Consider the following 17,131-nt stretch of genomic DNA (forward strand, 5'->3'; position numbering starts at 1 on the left):
CCCGACTTCGTGAATATCTTCACAAGGAGTCGCAAGGCCGCATGCGGACCACCACTCGCAGCGGGCGTCGAGACCGACGACCACGACGGTGACCAGGCCCGCACGGGGTGCGAGTAAGGCTCCCCTGGCTTCGGCCGGGAGGGTCACCGCGACCTAGGGTCGCGCCCGGAATGTGATCCGTCGACGGCGAGGACTGCGCAGGATGCTCGATCCGTATCTCCCGCTGGTGCTGATGTTCGCCCTGGCCGGTGCATTCGCGCTGTTCTCGGTGGTGTCCGCGCCCTACATCGGCCCGCGGCGCTACAACCGCGCCAAGCTCGACGCCTACGAGTGCGGCATCGAACCGTCGCCGGACCCCGTCGTCGGCGGCGGACGCATGCCGGTGGCGTACTACCTCACCGCGATGTTGTTCATCCTGTTCGACATCGAGATGGTCTTCCTCTACCCGTTCGCCGTGAGCGCCGACATGCTCGGGCTGTTCGGGCTGGTGGAGATCGTGCTGTTCATCGTCACCGTCGGGTTCGCCTACGTCTACGTGTGGCGCCGCGGCGGCCTGGATTGGAACTGACATGGGTCTCGAAGAGAACCTGCCCAGCGGCGTCCTGCTGACCAGCGTCGAGAAGCTGGTCAACTGGACCCGCAAGTCCTCGCTGTGGCCCGCCACCTTCGGGCTGGCGTGCTGCGCGATCGAGATGATGACGACCGGTGCGCCGCGCTACGACCTCGCGCGCTTCGGCATGGAGGTCTTCCGCGCCTCCCCGCGCCAGGCGGACCTGATGATCGTCGCCGGTCGGGTCAGCAACAAGATGGCCCCGGTCCTGCGCCAGATCTACGACCAGATGCCCGAGCCCCGCTGGGTGCTCGCGATGGGCGTGTGCGCCAGCTCCGGCGGCATGTTCAACAACTACGCGATCGTGCAGGGCGTCGACCACGTCGTCCCCGTCGACATGTACCTCCCGGGCTGCCCCCCGCGCCCGGAGATGCTGATGGACGCGATCCTCAAGATCCACGCCAAGATCATGGACGAGCCGCTGGGCGCCAAGCGCGCCACGGAGCTCGCCGAGAGCGGCTACAAGACGCCGATGATCCCGTCGTCGGTCAAGTACGCGCCCAAGGCGAAGAAGACCGCGCCGAAGTCGGCCGACACCATCGAGGCGACGTCGTGACCGCAGGAACCTCCAAGGACGGGGCCGAACCCACCGGCGGGCAGCAGTCCTCCGCCGAGTCGAGCGGCGCCGACCGCGACGCCCAGCGCGCGGCGGGCGGCACCACCCCCGCCGCGGGTGAGCCCGAGCAGGCGGCCGTCGACGCCGAGGGCGCCGAGGTCGACCGCACCGGTACCACCGCCGAGGGCGGCACCCGGCAGGCCCCCGCCCGCGCCCGCGAGGGCATGTTCGGCGTCTCCGGCTCCGGTGACACGTCGGGCTTCGGCGGCCTGCGCCTGCCCGGCTACGCCCCGGCCCCGGCCGAGCGGCCCTACGGCGGCTGGTTCGACGAGTTCGCCGACGACCTCACCGAGGCCCTCGCCGAGCGCGGCGTGCCGGCCGGCGCGATCCAGCAGGTCACGGTCGACCGCGGCGAGATCACGTTCTACGTGCAGCCCGAGCGGATCCTCGACCTCTGCCGCACCCTGCGCGACGACGAGGGCCTGCGCTACGAGCTGTGCAGCTCGATCTCCGGGGTCGACTACGGCGAGAGCGTCGCGCAGCGCCTGCACGTCGTCTACCACCTGACGTCGATGACCTACAGGCGCCGGATCCGGCTCGAGGTCGCCCTCGACGTCGACGACCCGCACCTGCCGAGCGTCGTCGAGGTCTACCCCACGGCCGACTGGCACGAGCGCGAGTGCTGGGACATGTTCGGCGTGATCTTCGACGGTCACCCGGCCCTGACCCGGATCCTCATGCCGGACGACTGGGAGGGCCACCCCCAGCGCAAGGACTATCCCCTCGGCGGCATCCCCGTCGAGTACAAGGGTGCGGAGATCCCGCCGCCCGATGAGCGGAGGTCGTACTCGTGACCACTCCCACTCCGGCAGACGAGCGGATCACGACCGAGGGGCCCGTCTACACCGTCACCGGTGGCGACTGGGACACCCTCCTCGACGAGGACCACGACGACCGCATCGTCATCAACATGGGCCCGCAGCACCCGTCGACGCACGGCGTGCTGCGCCTGGTGCTGGAGCTGGAGGGCGAGACCGTCCAGCAGGCCCGCTCGGTGATCGGCTACCTGCACACCGGCATCGAGAAGAACTGCGAGTACCGCACCTGGACCCAGGGCGTCACGTTCGTGACGCGCATGGACTACCTCGCGCCCATCTTCAACGAGGTCGGCTACTGCCTCGCCGTCGAGAAGCTGCTCGGCATCGAGGCGCCGCGCCGCGCCACCGTCGCGCGCGTGCTGCTCATGGAGCTCAACCGGATCGGCTCGCACCTGGTGTGCCTGGCCACCGGCGGCATGGAGCTCGGCGCGCTCACCGGCATGACGGCCGGGTTCCGCGAGCGCGAGGAGGTGCTCCACCTGCTGGAGTTCCTCACCGGCCTGCGCATGAACCACGCCTTCGTCCGCCCCGGCGGGCTCTCACAGGACTTCCCGGACGGCTGGGAGGAGAAGGTCACCGAGTTCGTCGCGCTGATGCGGTCGCGCCTGCCCGACTACGACAAGCTGCTCACCGGCCAGCCGATCTGGCGCCAGCGCCTGGAGAACGTCGGCTACCTGCCGCTCGACGGCTGCCTGGCCCTCGGTGCCACCGGTCCGATCCTGCGCTCCGCGGGCCTGCCGTGGGACCTGCGCAAGGTCGAGCCGTACTGCGGCTACGAGGAGTACGACTTCGAGGTCCCCGTGGCCACGGAGGCCGACTGCTACGCGCGCTACCGGCTGCGCGTCGCGGAGATGCACGAGTCGCTCAAGATCGTCGAGCAGGCCGTGCAGAAGATGGAGCCGGGCCCGGTGATGGTCGAGGACCGCAAGGTCGCCTGGCCCGCGCAGCTCTCCGTCGGCTCCGACGGCATGGGCAACACGCTCGAGCACGTCCGCAAGATCATGGGTCAGTCGATGGAGTCGCTGATCCACCACTTCAAGCTGGTCACCGAGGGCTTCCACGTCCCGGCGGGGCAGGTCTACACCTCCGTCGAGTCGCCGCGCGGCGAGCTGGGCTTCCACCTGGTCTCCGACGGAGGCACCCGTCCGGTCCGCGTGCACGTGCGCGAACCCAGCTTCGTGAACCTGCAGACGATGCCCGCGATGAGCGAGGGCGGCATGGTCGCCGACGTCATCGCGGCCGTCGCGTCGATCGACCCCGTCATGGGAGGCGTGGACCGATGACCACCCCCAACCCGGAGACGAACGGGCCCGTGGCCGCTCCGGAGGAGCGCGTCTGGGACGGCCCGCCGCCGCAGTCGCCGGTCTCCCCGGTGTTCGACGAGCTCACGCGCCAGCGCACCAAGGAGATCATCGCGCTGTACCCGCAGTCGCGGTCGGCGCTGCTGCCGCTGCTGCACCTCGTGCAGTCCGTCGAGGGCCACGTCAGCCAGGACGGCATCCGCTACTGCGCCGACGCGCTGGAGCTGACCACCGCCGAGGTGTCCGCGGTCGCCACGTTCTACACGATGTACAAGCGCACGCCCTGCGGTGAGCACCTGGTCAGCGTCTGCACCAACACGCTGTGCGCGGTGCTCGGCGGCGACGACATCTACACCCGGCTCAAGACCAAGCTCGGTGTCGGTCACGAGGAGACGGCGGGAGAGCCCGGCTCCACCGGCTCGATCACCCTCGAGCACGCCGAGTGCCTCGCGGCGTGCGACCTCGCGCCCGTGGTGCAGGTCAACTACGAGTTCTTCGACAACCAGACGGTCGACACCGCCGACGCGCTGGTCGACGCGCTGCAGCGCGGCGAGAAGCCGCACCCCACCCGCGGCGCGGCGCTCACCGACTTCCGCACCGTGTCCCTGGAGCTGGCCGGGGTGTTCACCGACCTGGAGCACACCGTCGAGGGTGCGTCGAGCGCCGTCGAGACCATGCGCGGGGCCCGCCTGGCCACCGACCGGGGCTGGAGCGCCCCGTCGATGCCGGACTCCCCGCCCGCCTTCCCGAGCCCGCCGGAGAAGAAGTCATGACCGACATCCTCACGCCGGTGCTCACGCGCCGCTGGCAGTCGCCGCGCTCGTGGTCGCTGGAGACCTACGAGCAGCTGGAGGGCTACCAGGCCCTGCGCACCGCGCTGACCGCCCACCCGGACCAGCTGATCCAGCTCGTCAAGGACTCCGGCCTGCGCGGCCGCGGTGGCGCGGGCTTCCCGACCGGCCTGAAGTGGGGCTTCATCCCGCAGGGTCCCGACGGCCCCGGCGCGAAGCCCAAGTACCTCGTGATCAACGCCGACGAGGGCGAGCCGGGCACCTGCAAGGACATCCCGACGATGATGGCCGACCCGCACTCGCTCATCGAGGGCTGCATCATCACGAGCTTCGCGATCCGCGCGAACTTCTGCGCGATCTACATCCGCGGCGAGGCGCTGCACCCGATCCGCCGCGTCCGCAACGCCGTGAACGAGGCGTACGCGAAGGGCTACCTGGGCAAGGACATCCTCGGCTCGGGCTTCGACCTCGACATCGTGGTGCACGCCGGCGCCGGGGCCTACATCTGCGGCGAGGAGACGGCACTGCTCGACTCGCTCGAAGGTCGTCGCGGTCAACCCCGCCTCAAGCCCCCGTTCCCGGCCACGTCCGGTCTGTACGCCTCGCCCACCGTGGTGAACAACGTGGAGACCATCGCCTCGGTTCCCGCGATCGTGCAGGGCGGCTCGGAGTGGTTCCGCTCGATGGGCAGCGAGAAGAGCCCCGGCCCGAAGATCTACTCGGTCTCCGGCCACGTCGAGCACCCCGGCCAGTACGAGGCCCCGCTCGGCATCACCCTGCGCCAGCTCCTCGAGCTCGCGGGCGGGATGAAGGGCGGCGTGCCGCTGAAGTTCTGGACGCCGGGCGGCTCGTCCACCCCGCTGTTCACCGCCGAGCACCTCGACGTCCCCCTGGACTTCGAGGGAGCGGCGGCCGCGGGCTCCATGCTCGGCACCACCGCGGTGCAGGTCTTCAACGAGACCGTGTCCGTGCCGTGGGCCGTCATGAAGTGGACCGAGTTCTACAAGCACGAGTCCTGCGGCAAGTGCACCCCGTGCCGCGAGGGCACCTACTGGCTGGTGCAGATCCTGGAGCGGATGGTGGAGGGCCACGGCACCGCCACCGACGTCGAGACGATGCTCGACATCTGCGACAACATCCTCGGCCGGTCCTTCTGCGCGCTCGGCGACGGCGCCACCAGCCCGATCACCAGCGCCATCAAGTACTTCCGCCAGGAGTTCCTGGACCTGTGCGCGGCGCAGAACGTCGAACCCGTTGGAGCAATGGCATGACCTTGACCCAGGACTCGGGCACCGACGCCACGCCCGTCCCCGAGGGGCACGTCCGGCTCACGATCGACGGCCGCGTGATCGACGCCCCCCAGGGCGAGCTGCTCATCCGCACCTGCGAGCGGCTCGGCATCATCGTGCCGCGCTTCTGCGACCACCCCCTGCTCGACCCGGCGGGCGCCTGCCGCCAGTGCCTGGTCGAGGTGGAGATGGGCGGGCGCCCGATGCCCAAGCCGCAGGCCAGCTGCACGATGACCGTCGCGGACGGGATGGTCGTCAAGACCCAGCACACCTCCGCGGTGGCCGAGAAGGCCCAGGCCGGGGTGATGGAGCTGCTGCTCATCAACCACCCGCTGGACTGCCCGATCTGCGACAAGGGCGGCGAGTGCCCCCTGCAGAACCAGGCGATGACCTCCGGGCGCACCGAGTCGCGCTTCGAGGAGACCAAGCGGACGTTCCCCAAGCCGCTCCCGATCTCCTCCCAGGTGCTGCTCGACCGCGAGCGCTGCGTCCTGTGCCAGCGGTGCACCCGGTTCTCCGAGGAGATCGCCGGCGACCCGTTCATCGAGCTCCTCGAGCGGGGCGCGCAGCAGCAGGTGGGCGTGGCCGACGACAAGCCGTTCCAGAGCTACTACTCGGGCAACACGATCCAGATCTGCCCGGTCGGTGCACTCACGAGCGCGGCCTACCGCTTCCGCTCGCGCCCGTTCGACCTGAAGTCGACGCCCGGCGTCACCGAGCACGACTCGAGCGGGGCCGCGATCCGCGTCGACACCCGCCGCGGCACGGTGCTGCGGCGCCTCGCCGGCAACGACCCCGAGGTCAACGAGGAGTGGATCGACGACCGCACGCGCTTCGCGTTCCGCTACCTCTCCTCCGCCGGCCGGATCACGCGGCCGATGGTCCGGGGCGCCGACGGTGTGCTCGCCGAGACGTCCTGGACCGACGCGCTGTCCGTCGCCGCCCGGGGCCTCGCCGCCGCGCGCGAGGGCGGCATCGGGGTGCTGGCCGGTGGCCGGCTCACCGTCGAGGACGCCTACGCCTACGGCAAGTTCGCCCGCGTCGCCGCCGGAACCAACGACGTCGACTTCCGCGCCCGGCCGCACTCGGCCGAGGAGCTGGACTTCCTGGCCGCCCACGTCGTCGGGCAGGGCCCCGAGAAGCTGAGCTACACGCGGCTCGAGGCCGCCCCCGCCGTGCTGTGCGTCGCGCTGGAGCCGGAGGAGGAGGCGCCCGTCGTCTTCCTCCGCCTGCGCAAGGCCGCCCGCAAGCACGGGCAGCGGGTCTTCCACCTCGGCCAGTGGACCACCCCCGCGGTGGAGCGCACCTCGCCCGAGACCGGCGCGGCCTCGCCCGCCGCGAAGGACAACCTGGTCCCGGCCGTCCCGGGGGCCGAGGCCGCGGTGCTGGCCGACCTGCCCGCGCACGTGATCGAGGCGCTGACCGGCGGCGGGGTCGTCCTCGTCGGCGAGCGCGCCGCCGAGGTGCCCGGTCTGTACTCCGCGGTGGCGGCACTCGGTGCCCGCACCGGCGCGGCGGTCGGCTGGGTGCCGCGCCGCGCGGGCGACCGTGGTGCGCTCGAGGCCGGCGCGGTGCCGAACCTGCTGCCCGGCGGACGCCCGGTGGCCGACGCCGCCGCGCGCGCCGAGGTCGAGACGGCGTGGGGCCTCGCCGCGGGGAGCCTGCCGGCCACCCCCGGCCGCGGCACCGCCGAGATCCTCACCGCCGCGGCCGACGGCGAGCTCGCCGCGCTGGTCGTCGGCGGGCTCGACCCCTACGACCTGGCCGACCCGGCCGCGGCGATCACCGCGCTGCGCGAGGTCGGGTTCCTGGTGAGCCTGGAGATGCACACCTCCGCGGTCACCGAGCTGGCCGACGTCGTGCTCCCGGTGGCCCCCGACGCGCACCGCGCGGGCAGCTACGTCAACTGGGAGGGCCGGCGCCGCGCGTTCGAGCCCGCCCTCGACGCCAGCGGCGTGCTGCCGGACTGCCGGGTGCTCGACACCCTCGCCGTCGAGATGGACGTCGACCTGTTCACGCAGACCCCGGCGGCCGCCGGGGGCGAGCTCGACCGCCTCGGCGTCCGCTCGGGTCCCGCCCCCGCGGCGCCGACCACGGCCCCCGGCCAGCCGAAGCGGCCCACGTCGCCCGGCCAGGCGGTGCTCGCCACCTGGCGCCAGCTGATCGACCACGCCAGCCTGGCCGTCGACGAGCCGGCACTGGCCGGCACGGCGCGGCCCGCGCTGGTGCGGGTGAACGTGGCCACCGCGGAGCGCCTCGGGCTCACCGAGGGCGCCCCGGCGACCGTCCGCACCACGCGCGGCATGATCACGCTGCCGGTGGCGCTGACCGACCTTCCCGACGGCGTCGTGTGGCTGCCGGGCAACTCCGGTGACTCCCGCGTCCGCGCGCTGCTCGGCGCCGGGCACGGCGACCTGGTGGAGGTGACCGCATGATCTCCTACCTCGCGCAGGAGCCCGAGCCGGTGGAGGGGTTGACCCGGACCCAGCAGCTGCTGGCCGACGACCCGATCTGGCTGATCCTGCTCAAGGTCGTGGTGCTGTTCGCGATCGGCGTGGTCCTGACGCTGGTCATGATCAACGCCGAGCGCAAGGTCGTGGGCCGGATGCAGCAGCGTCCCGGCCCCAACCGCACCGGACCGGGCGGATGGCTGCAGTCCCTGGCCGACGGGCTCAAGCTCGCGTTCAAGGAAGACATCATGCCGGTGATGGCCGACAAACCGGTCTACTTCATCGCGCCGATCATCGCGACGATCCCCGCGTTCGTCGCGTTCTCGGTGATCCCGTTCGGCGGCGAGGTCACGATCTTCGGCGAGCAGACGGTGCTGCAGCTCGTCGACCTCCCCGTCGGCGTGCTGGTCGTGCTGGCCTGCTCCTCGATCGGCGTCTACGGGATCGTGCTCGGCGGCTGGTCCTCCGGTTCGCCGTACCCGCTGCTCGCGGCGCTGCGCTCCGCGGCCCAGGTGATCTCCTACGAGATCGCGCTGGGCCTCTCGATCGTCGCGGTCATCCTCTACTCCGGGTCGATGAGCACCGCCGACATCGTCGGGGCCCAGGCGAACGGCTGGTTCGGCTGGCTCCTGATCCCGAGCTTCGTGGTGTTCGTCATCGCGATGGTGGGGGAGACCAACCGGGCCCCGTTCGACCTCCCCGAGGCCGAGTCGGAGCTGGTCGGCGGCTTCCACACCGAGTACTCGTCGCTGAAGTTCGCGCTGTTCTTCCTGGCCGAGTACGTCAACATGGTCACGGTCTCCGCGATGGCCACCACGCTGTTCCTCGGCGGTGGGCAGATCCCGTTCCTCCCCGCGTTCATCGCCGACAACGGCTGGCTGCAGTTCGTCGCCTTCCTGATCAAGACCTCGATCTTCCTGTTCCTGTTCATCTGGCTGCGCGGCACGCTGCCCCGCCTGCGCTACGACCAGTTCATGCGGCTGGGCTGGAAGGTGCTGGTCCCCGGCAGCCTGCTGTGGATCCTGACGATCTTCGCGATCCGTACCTGGCGCAACAGCGAGGGCGGCGACCTCACCGCGCTGCTGTTCGTCATCGGGATCGTGCTGGCCGTCGTCCTGCTGGTGGCGTTCCTGGTGCCCGACCGCCAGCAGACCGAGTCGGTGATCGAGCTGGCGTCGGACTACCCGGTGCCGCCGCTCGACCTCGCCGTGCCCACCCCGTCGCGGCACAAGCTGCGCGCCCGGCCGCCCGCCCGCGAGCCCGCCCCCCTCTCCTCCGGGAAGGAGTGAAGAGAATGTTCGAGTTCTTCAAGGGCTTCGGCGTCACCTTCTCGACGATGTTCAAGAAGGTCGTCACCGAGGAGTACCCCGAGAACTTCCCGCCCGCCGCCCCCCGCTACCACGGGCGCCACCAGCTCAACCGGCACCCGGACGGGCTGGAGAAGTGCGTGGGTTGCGAGCTCTGCGCCTGGGCCTGCCCGGCCGACGCGATCTACGTCGAGGGCGGCGACAACACCGAGGAGGAGCGCTACTCCCCGGGTGAGCGCTACGGCGCGATCTACCAGATCAACTACCTGCGCTGCATCGGCTGCGGCCTGTGCATCGAGGCCTGCCCCACCCGGTCGCTCACGATGACCAACTTCTACGAGATGGCCGACGACGACCGGCAGAACCTGATCTACACCAAGGAGAACCTGCTGGCCCCGCTGCTGCCCGGCATGGAGCAGCCGCCGCACCCGATGCGGCTCGGCGACCACGAGCAGGACTACTACGTGCAGGGCCCGAGCCTGGCGAAGGTCGACATGACCGCGGTGGCCGCGGAGACGGGCCGATGAGCATGGTTCTCGCCCAGGCCGCGGTCGACACCGTCTCCACCGGTGAGGCGGTCGTCTTCTGGATCCTCGGCCCGGTCGCGCTCGCCGCGGCGCTGGCCATGATCTTCGCCCGCAACGCCGTGCACTCGGCGCTGTTCCTGGTGCTGACGATGTTCTGCCTGGCCGTGTTCTACATGGTGCAGCAGGCCCCGTTCCTCGGGTTCGTGCAGATCATCGTCTACACCGGCGCGGTGATGATGCTGTTCCTGTTCGTGCTCATGCTCGTCGGGCGCGACAGCTCCGACTCCGTGGTCGAGGTGCTGCGCGGCCAGCGCGTCGCGGGCCTCGTGCTCGGCGTCGGCCTGGCCGGTCTGCTCGTCGCGGGCATCGGCCCGTCGCTGGTCTCGGTGCAGTCGGCCGGGCTCACCGCGGGCGGCCAGGGCTCCGGCAACAACATCGCCGGCATCGGGCAGCTGATCTTCACCGAGTACCTGTTCGCGTTCGAGCTCACCTCGGCGCTGCTGATCACCGCGGCGCTCGGGGCGATGGTGCTGGCGTTCGCGCAGTCCGCCGCGCACAACAAGCGCGGCCAGCGCGCCACCGTCGAGGCCCGCCTGCGCGGCGAGCACGACCGCATCTCCCCGCTGCCCGGCCCCGGCGTGTTCGCCACGGCCAACTCGGTCGCGGTGCCCGCACTGCTTCCCGACGGCTCGATCGCCCCCGAGTCGGTCGCGGCGATCATCGATGCCACCCCTGTCGCCCCGGTCGACGACGTGCTCCCCGATGCGCACGCGCTCACCGGCCGCTCCTCCGACAAGTCCGCCCGCGACGTGGAGGACAAGTGACCCCCACCTACTACCTGCTGCTCTCCGCGCTGCTGTTCAGCATCGGCGCGGTGGGCGTGCTGGTGCGCCGCAACGCGATCGTCGTGTTCATGTGCATCGAGCTGATGCTCAACGCCGTGAACCTGACGCTGGTGACGTTCGCGCGCATCAACGGCGACCTCGACGGCCAGGTCATGGCGTTCTTCGTGATGGTCGTCGCCGCCGCCGAGGTCGTGGTCGGCCTCGCGATCATCACCTCGATCTTCCGCACCCGCCGGACCGCGTCGGTCGACGACGCCAACCTGCTCAAGTACTAGGAGTGCTCCCCGTGCTCAGGACCCCGTACCGACGCGAGGTGACCCCGTGACGGAGTTGCCCGAGGTCGGCACCGCCACCGGCGTCGCGTCGCTGGCCTGGTTGCTGTTCGTGCTGCCCGCGGTCGGGGCACTGCTGCTGTTCGTCGCGGGCAGACGGGCCAACGCGTGGGGCCACTGGCTCGGCGTGCTCACGGTGCTCGCCTCGTTCGGCGTCGGGCTGGCGATCTTCCTGGAGACGGTCGCGCTCCCGGCGGAGGAGCGCACCCGCGAGCTGTCGCTGTTCGACTGGATCTCCGTCGCCGGGCTGAACATCGACTTCGGGCTGCGTCTCGACCCGCTGTCGCTGACGTTCGTGCTGCTCATCACCGGTGTGGGATCGCTGATCCACATCTACTCGGTCGGCTACATGAGCCACGACCCGGGCCGCCGCAGGTTCTTCGGGCAGCTCAACCTGTTCGTCGCCGCGATGCTGCTGCTGGTGCTGGGCAACAACTTCGTGATGCTCTACCTCGGCTGGGAGGGCGTCGGCCTGGCGTCGTACCTGCTGATCGGCTTCTACCAGGACCGCCCGTCCGCGGCCACGGCCGCCAAGAAGGCGTTCCTGATGAACCGCGTCGGTGACGTCGGGCTGGCCATCGCGATCTTCATCCTGTGGACGCAGCTGGGCACCGTCCAGTACACCGAGGTCTTCGCGGGCATCGGGGAGATCGACCCCGGCGCGGTCCTCGCGATCACGCTGCTGCTCCTGCTCGGGGCGTGCGGCAAGTCCGGCCAGTTCCCGCTCCAGTCCTGGCTGCCCGACGCGATGGAGGGCCCGACGCCGGTCTCCGCGCTGATCCACGCGGCGACGATGGTCACCGCCGGCGTCTACCTGATCGCGCGGGCGAGCCCGATCTACGACCTGTCCGAGACGGGCCGGCTCGTCGTCACGATCATCGGTGTGATCACGCTGCTGATCGGCGCGATCATCGGGTGCGCCTACGACGACATCAAGAAGGTGCTCGCCTACTCCACCGTCAGCCAGATCGGCTACATGATCCTGGCCGTCGGCCTCGGCCCGGCGGGGTACGCACTCGGCATCTTCCACCTGCTCACCCACGGCTTCTTCAAGGCCGGGCTGTTCCTCGGGGCGGGCTCGGTGATGCACGCGATGAACGACGACGTCGACATGCGCCGCTACGGCGGGCTCGCCCGCTACATGCCGATCACGTTCGTCACGTTCGGCCTGGGTTACCTCGCGCTGATCGGCTTCCCGTTCCTGTCCGGCTACTTCTCCAAGGACGAGATCATCGCCGCGGCGTTCGACTCGCCGGGCTGGCAGGGCTACGTCTTCGGCGGGGCCGCGCTGCTCGCGGCCGGGCTCACCGCGTTCTACATGACGCGCCTGATGCTGATGACGTTCTTCGGCGAGAAGCGCTGGAAGGACCTGAAGTCGGCCGACGGGCAGGACTACCACCCGCACGAGTCGCCGCTGTCGATGACGGTGCCGATGATCGTGCTGGCGTTCGGCTCGGTCTTCGCCGGTTTCCTGCTCCACAACGGCAACGTGCTCGAGGAGTGGCTCGCCCCCTCGATCGGCGAGCTGGTCGAGCGCGAGGCCAACGCCGTGCCGCACTCGCTCACCCCGTTCCTGGTCGTCGGGATCTCGGTGATCGGCGTGCTGGTCGCGTACCTGACGGTCGGCCGGAGGAAGACCCCGGTCGAGCGCCCGGAGCAGGTGTCCCTGCCGGTGCGGGCGGCCCGGCGCGACCTCTACGCCAACGCCGTCAACGAGGCCCTCATCGCGCGGCCCGGCACCTGGCTCACCCGCGCACTGGTGTTCGTCGACAACAGGGGCGTCGACGGGGTCGTCAACGGCACCGCCGCCCTGCTCGGCGGCACGTCGGGGCGGATGAGAAGGCTCCAGACCGGGTTCGTCCGGTCCTACGCGCTGTCCATGCTCGGTGGCACGGTGCTCGTCATCGCGGCCCTGCTCGCGGTGAGGTTCGTCTGATGAACTCAGGATTGCTGCTGCTCACCCTGCTGCTGCTCCCGATGGTCGGGGCCGCGGTCGTCGCCACCGTGGGGGCCAACGCCCGGCTGGCCAAGCTCGTCGCGATCGGCTTCTCGCTCGCCTCGCTGGCGCTGACCGCCGTCGTCTGGTTCGCCTACCTCGGCGCGCGGTCCGACAGCCGGTTCGCCCTCGAGCTGTCGGTGCCCTGGATCCCCGCGTTCGGCACGTCGTTCGCGCTCGGCATCGACGGCATCGCGCTGGTGATGCTCGCGCTGATCGCGGTGCTGGTGCCGATCGTGCTGCTGTTCTCGTGGGAGGAGAAGCTCCCCGAGGGCCGCAGCGTCAGCGGGCTGTTCGCGCTGATCCTCGCCACGCAGAGCCTGCTCGTCGGGGTCTTCGCGGCCACCGACGTCTTCCTGTTCTACGTGTTCTTCGAGGCGATGCTCGTCCCGATGTACTTCATGATCGGGCGCTTCGGCGGCCCGCGCCGCCAGTACGCGGCGGTGAAGTTCTTCCTGTACTCGCTGCTCGGCGGGCTGATCATGCTCGCGTCGGTGATCGGGCTGTTCGTCGTCAGCGGCACCGAGCTGGGCCAGGGCACGTTCACCTGGGTCGAGCTGCAGCGGATGGCCGCGGGCGTCGACGAGACCACCCAGATCTGGCTGTTCCTCGGCTTCTTCCTCGCGTTCGCGATCAAGGCGCCGCTGGTGCCGTTCCACACCTGGCTGCCCGACGCCGGTGCCGAGGCCCCGGTCGGGGCGGGCGTGCTGCTGGTCGGCGTCCTGGACAAGGTCGGCACGTTCGGCTTCCTGCGCTACTGCCTGCCGCTGTTCCCACTGGCCAGCCAGCGCCTCGCGCCGCTGGTCCTGACGCTCGCGGTGATCGGCGTCCTCTACGGCGCGCTGCTCGCCGTCGGCCAGACCGACATGAAGCGGTTCGTCGCCTACACCTCGATCGCGCACTTCGGCTTCATCGCGCTGGGGATCTTCTCCTTCTCCAGCCAGGCGTTCGCCGGGGCCACGCTCTACATGGTCAACCACGGCATCTCGACCGGGATGCTGTTCATCGTGGTCGGCCTGCTGATCGCCCGCGGCGGGTCGCGGCTCGTCGGCGACTACGGCGGCGTGCACAAGCTCGCGCCGCTGCTGGCCGGGTCGTTCCTGATCGCCGGACTGTCGTCGCTGGCGCTGCCGGGCACCAACTCGTTCGTCAGCGAGTTCCTGGTGCTCGTCGGGTCCTACCCGCGCCAGCCCGTCTTCACGATCCTGGCCACGGTCGGCATCATCTTCGCCGCGCTGTACGTGCTGTGGGTCTACCAGCAGGTCATGCAGGGCCCGGTGCGCGGCGCCGCGGTCCTCGCCGCCGTCGGTGGGAAGGGCGGGCCGGGCACGATGCTCGACCCGGCCGTCGAGGCATCCCGTGACTCGTCGGACTTCCCCGACCTGGGCAGGCGCGAGATCGCCGTGCTCACCCCGCTGATCGTGCTCATCCTGGTGCTCGGGTTCTTCCCCGGCCCGGTGCTCGACGTCATCACCCCGTCGGTGATCGACACCCTGAACGAGGTCGGCCTGTCCGACCCGGTGGGAGGACTGGCCCAGTGAGTTCCGTATTGGCCCAGGGCATCGAGGTGCCCCCGATCGACTACGCGGCCGTCGCACCGCTGCTGATCATCCTCGGCACGGCGCTGGTCGGCGTGCTCGTCGAGGCGTTCCTGCCGCGCCACCAGCGCTGGCCGGCCCAGGTCGCGCTGTCGGTCGTCGGCATCGCGGCGGCCGGGCTCTCGCTCGGCGTGTACGCGGGCAACAGCGGCCCGGAGGGCGTGGTCACGCTGTCCGCGGCGCTGGCCGTCGACCGGCCCACGCTGTTCCTGTGGGGCACCCTCCTCGCGCTCGGCCTGGCCAGCGTGCTGCTGATCGCCGACCGCTCGGTGGAGCCCGGCGGGGCGTTCATCCCGTCGGCGATCGCGCGCGCGGCCGTCGGCGGCGGGACGACGGGCACGGGGACCGGTCCGGAGGACCGCGACTACGGCTCGCCGGACCAGGCGCCGACCATGCAGACCGAGGTCTTCCCGTTCACGTTCTTCGCCCTCGGCGGCATGATGACGTTCGTCTCGGCGAACGACCTGCTGACGATGTTCATCGCGCTCGAGGTGCTCTCCCTGCCGCTGTACCTGATGTGCGGGCTCGCGCGGCGGCGCCGGCTCCTGTCGCAAGAGGCGGCGGTCAAGTACTTCCTCCTGGGCGCGTTCGCCTCGGCGTTCTTCCTCTACGGCCTCGCACTGATCTACGGCTACGCGGGTTCGGTGCGGTTCTCCGACATCGCGGAGGCCTCGGTCGGCTCCGCGCGGTCGGACGCGCTGCTGTTCGGCGGGCTCGCGCTGCTGGTCGTCGGCCTGATGTTCAAGGCGTCGGTCGGTCCGTTCCACACCTGGACCCCGGACGTCTACCAGGGTGCCCCGACGCCCGTCACGGCGTTCATGGCGGCCTGCACGAAGGTCGCGGCGTTCGGTGCCATCCTGCGCGTGCTGCAGGTGGCGTTCGGCGACACCCGCTGGGAGTGGCGCGGGGTGCTGTGGGCCGTCGCGATCGCGTCGATGGCGATCGGGGCCGTGATCGGTCTCACCCAGACCGACATCAAGCGGATGGTGGCGTACTCGTCGGTCGCGCACGCGGGATTCCTGCTGCTCGGTGCGATGGCCGTCACGCCGGAGGGCATCTCGGGCACGCTGTTCTACCTGCTCGCCTACGGCTTCAACACGATCGCGATCTTCGGGGTGATCAGCCTCGTCCGCGACGCCGACGGCGAGGCCTCGCACCTGTCGCAGTGGGCCGGATTGGCGAAGCGCTCGCCCGTGCTCGCGTACACGATGGCGTTCCTGCTGCTCGGACTCGCCGGTATCCCGCTGACCAGCGGTTTCACCGCCAAGTTCGCCGTGTTCTCGGCGGCGCTGGCCGACGGGATGACCCCCCTGGTGGTGATCGCGCTGGTCGCGAGCGCGATCGCGGCGTTCTTCTACCTGCGCGTCATCGTGCTGATGTTCTTCAACGAGCCGGCCGCGGACGGCCCGGCCGTCAGCATCCCCGGGGCGTTCACCACGGCCGCGATCACACTCGGTGTGCTGATCACCCTGCTGCTGGGCATCCTCCCGACGCTGGCCTTGGAGTGGGCGGCCGGCGGAGTGTTCGTAAGCTGACGTGGTGAGCAATTACGAGGTGGCGGGCGTCGAGCTGGGTGACGCGGAGCTGGCGGGGGCCACGACGGCCGGCCTGGAGCAGGTCGAGGACCTGCTGCGCCGCGAGGTGCACAGCGACTACCGGTTCGTCACCGAGACGTCGCTGCACCTCATCGAGGCCGGGGGCAAGCGGTTCCGCCCGCTGTTCACCCTGCTCGGGGCGCAGATGGGGCCGCGGCCCGACTCGACCGACGTCGTCACAGCGGCGGCGGTCGTGGAGCTGATCCACCTGGCCACGCTCTACCACGACGACGTCATGGACTCCGCCACGATGCGGCGCGGCGCGGAGAGCGCGAACGAGCGCTGGGACAACACCGTCGCGATCCTCACCGGCGACTTCCTGTTCGCGCACGCCTCGCGGCTCGTGGCCGACCTCGGACCCGACGCGGTGCGGATCATCGCGGAGACGTTCGCCGAGCTCGTCACGGGCCAGATGCGGGAGACCCGCGGCCCCGGCCCCGACGAGGATCCGGTCGAGCACTACCTCACGGTCATCGCCCAGAAGACGGGGTCGCTGATCGCCACGTCCGGGCGCTACGGCGGGATGTTCTCCGGCTGCTCGCCCGATCAGATCGAGTCGCTGCACCGCTTCGGGGCGGTCGTCGGCACCGCGTTCCAGATCTCCGACGACATCATCGACATCTCCTCGGCGTCGGAGGACTCGGGCAAGACGCCCGGCACCGACCTGCGCGAGGGCGTCAAGACGCTGCCGATGCTGTTCGCGCTGCAGGGCACCGGCCCCGACGCCGACCGCCTGCGGGTGCTGCTCGCGAAGCCGATCCAGGACGACGCACTCGTGGACGAGGCGCTCGCCCTGCTGCGGCGCAGCGACGGCATCGCCCGCGCCCGTGAGGTACTGGCGCTGCAGGCGAAGGAGGCCCAGCAGGAACTGGCCCAGCTCCCGGCCTGCCCCGCCGCCGACGCCCTGGCCACCCTGACCGCGTACATGGTCGACCGCACCGCCTGAGCCGCCGCACACGATCGGCCAAGACACCGCACACGAGGGGCAAACTCGCGCCCACCCCCCGCGAGTTTGCCGCCCCCACCCGGCGAGTTTGCCGATGACGCCCGGGGTCT

Annotated in this window: 15 protein-coding genes; all 15 read left to right on the top strand. The window is 70.7% G+C overall.

Annotated features, from left to right (window positions below; genetic code table 11):
* The first annotated feature begins 202 nt into the window (after window positions 1-202).
* From I4I81_RS27510 to I4I81_RS27580, 15 genes are read left to right on the top strand one after another with little or no spacing between them, the layout of a single operon-like run.
* Complete coding sequence (locus tag I4I81_RS27510; RefSeq protein ID WP_218603645.1) at window positions 203-568, top strand: NADH-quinone oxidoreductase subunit A; 366 nt, start codon at window positions 203-205, stop codon at window positions 566-568.
* A 1-nt stretch (window position 569) separates the two neighbouring features.
* Window positions 570-1,166, top strand: a complete 597-nt coding sequence (locus tag I4I81_RS27515; RefSeq protein WP_218603646.1) for a NuoB/complex I 20 kDa subunit family protein — start codon at window positions 570-572, stop codon at window positions 1,164-1,166.
* Window positions 1,163-2,020, top strand: a complete 858-nt coding sequence (locus I4I81_RS27520; protein WP_218603647.1) for an NADH-quinone oxidoreductase subunit C — start codon at window positions 1,163-1,165, stop codon at window positions 2,018-2,020. The genes I4I81_RS27515 and I4I81_RS27520 overlap by 4 nt, the downstream gene beginning before the upstream one ends.
* Window positions 2,017-3,327: an NADH-quinone oxidoreductase subunit D gene (locus I4I81_RS27525; RefSeq protein WP_218603648.1), complete on the top strand. Its 1,311-nt coding sequence runs from the start codon at window positions 2,017-2,019 to the stop codon at window positions 3,325-3,327. Before I4I81_RS27520 ends, I4I81_RS27525 begins: the two co-directional genes overlap by 4 nt.
* Window positions 3,324-4,118, top strand: a complete 795-nt coding sequence (nuoE, locus tag I4I81_RS27530) for an NADH-quinone oxidoreductase subunit NuoE (protein ID WP_218603649.1) — start codon at window positions 3,324-3,326, stop codon at window positions 4,116-4,118. Before I4I81_RS27525 ends, nuoE begins: the two co-directional genes overlap by 4 nt.
* On the top strand, window positions 4,115-5,407 hold the full coding sequence (gene nuoF, locus I4I81_RS27535; protein ID WP_218603650.1) for an NADH-quinone oxidoreductase subunit NuoF: 1,293 nt from the start codon (window positions 4,115-4,117) through the stop codon (window positions 5,405-5,407). The genes nuoE and nuoF overlap by 4 nt, the downstream gene beginning before the upstream one ends.
* Complete coding sequence (locus I4I81_RS27540; RefSeq protein ID WP_218603651.1) at window positions 5,404-7,860, top strand: NADH-quinone oxidoreductase subunit G; 2,457 nt, start codon at window positions 5,404-5,406, stop codon at window positions 7,858-7,860. Before nuoF ends, I4I81_RS27540 begins: the two co-directional genes overlap by 4 nt.
* Before the next feature lie 38 nt (window positions 7,861-7,898).
* Window positions 7,899-9,164: an NADH-quinone oxidoreductase subunit NuoH gene (gene nuoH, locus I4I81_RS27545; protein WP_218616631.1), complete on the top strand. Its 1,266-nt coding sequence runs from the start codon at window positions 7,899-7,901 to the stop codon at window positions 9,162-9,164.
* A gap of 5 nt (window positions 9,165-9,169) precedes the next feature.
* Window positions 9,170-9,709, top strand: a complete 540-nt coding sequence (gene nuoI / locus I4I81_RS27550; protein WP_218616435.1) for an NADH-quinone oxidoreductase subunit NuoI — start codon at window positions 9,170-9,172, stop codon at window positions 9,707-9,709.
* Window positions 9,710-9,711: 2 nt separating this feature from the next.
* A complete protein-coding gene (locus tag I4I81_RS27555; protein ID WP_218604938.1) occupies window positions 9,712-10,533 on the top strand; it encodes an NADH-quinone oxidoreductase subunit J in 822 nt (273 codons plus the stop codon).
* Window positions 10,530-10,829, top strand: coding sequence for an NADH-quinone oxidoreductase subunit NuoK (nuoK, locus tag I4I81_RS27560; RefSeq protein ID WP_218604934.1), 300 nt, complete (start codon window positions 10,530-10,532; stop codon window positions 10,827-10,829). Before I4I81_RS27555 ends, nuoK begins: the two co-directional genes overlap by 4 nt.
* Before the next feature lie 46 nt (window positions 10,830-10,875).
* Window positions 10,876-12,822, top strand: coding sequence for an NADH-quinone oxidoreductase subunit L (gene nuoL / locus I4I81_RS27565; protein WP_226363603.1), 1,947 nt, complete (start codon window positions 10,876-10,878; stop codon window positions 12,820-12,822).
* The gene (locus I4I81_RS27570) at window positions 12,822-14,423 is read left to right on the top strand and encodes an NADH-quinone oxidoreductase subunit M (RefSeq protein WP_218604935.1); all 1,602 of its coding nucleotides are present in this window, start codon (window positions 12,822-12,824) and stop codon (window positions 14,421-14,423) included. Before nuoL ends, I4I81_RS27570 begins: the two co-directional genes overlap by 1 nt.
* Window positions 14,424-14,431: 8 nt before the next feature.
* A complete protein-coding gene (nuoN, locus tag I4I81_RS27575) occupies window positions 14,432-16,015 on the top strand; it encodes an NADH-quinone oxidoreductase subunit NuoN (RefSeq protein ID WP_225926304.1) in 1,584 nt (527 codons plus the stop codon).
* Window positions 16,016-16,019: 4 nt separating this feature from the next.
* Window positions 16,020-17,021: a polyprenyl synthetase family protein gene (locus I4I81_RS27580; protein WP_218616436.1), complete on the top strand. Its 1,002-nt coding sequence runs from the start codon at window positions 16,020-16,022 to the stop codon at window positions 17,019-17,021.
* The last annotated feature ends 110 nt before the right edge of the window (window positions 17,022-17,131 follow it).

It is taken from the genome of Pseudonocardia abyssalis (assembly GCF_019263705.2).
GTDB lineage: Bacteria > Actinomycetota > Actinomycetes > Mycobacteriales > Pseudonocardiaceae > Pseudonocardia > Pseudonocardia abyssalis.

What these genes read in the sequence shown, in the direction of transcription:
- I4I81_RS27540 (WP_218603651.1), top strand. Translation starts at nt 5,404, where the DNA reads ATGACCTTGACCCAGGACTCGGGCACCGACGCCACGCCCGTCCCCGAG.
- I4I81_RS27515 (WP_218603646.1), top strand. Translation starts at nt 570, where the DNA reads ATGGGTCTCGAAGAGAACCTGCCCAGCGGCGTCCTGCTGACCAGCGTC.
- nuoF (WP_218603650.1), top strand. Translation starts at nt 4,115, where the DNA reads ATGACCGACATCCTCACGCCGGTGCTCACGCGCCGCTGGCAGTCGCCG.
- I4I81_RS27510 (WP_218603645.1), top strand. Translation starts at nt 203, where the DNA reads ATGCTCGATCCGTATCTCCCGCTGGTGCTGATGTTCGCCCTGGCCGGT.
- nuoI (WP_218616435.1), top strand. Translation starts at nt 9,170, where the DNA reads ATGTTCGAGTTCTTCAAGGGCTTCGGCGTCACCTTCTCGACGATGTTC.
- I4I81_RS27555 (WP_218604938.1), top strand. Translation starts at nt 9,712, where the DNA reads ATGGTTCTCGCCCAGGCCGCGGTCGACACCGTCTCCACCGGTGAGGCG.
- nuoE (WP_218603649.1), top strand. Translation starts at nt 3,324, where the DNA reads ATGACCACCCCCAACCCGGAGACGAACGGGCCCGTGGCCGCTCCGGAG.
- I4I81_RS27570 (WP_218604935.1), top strand. Translation starts at nt 12,822, where the DNA reads ATGAACTCAGGATTGCTGCTGCTCACCCTGCTGCTGCTCCCGATGGTC.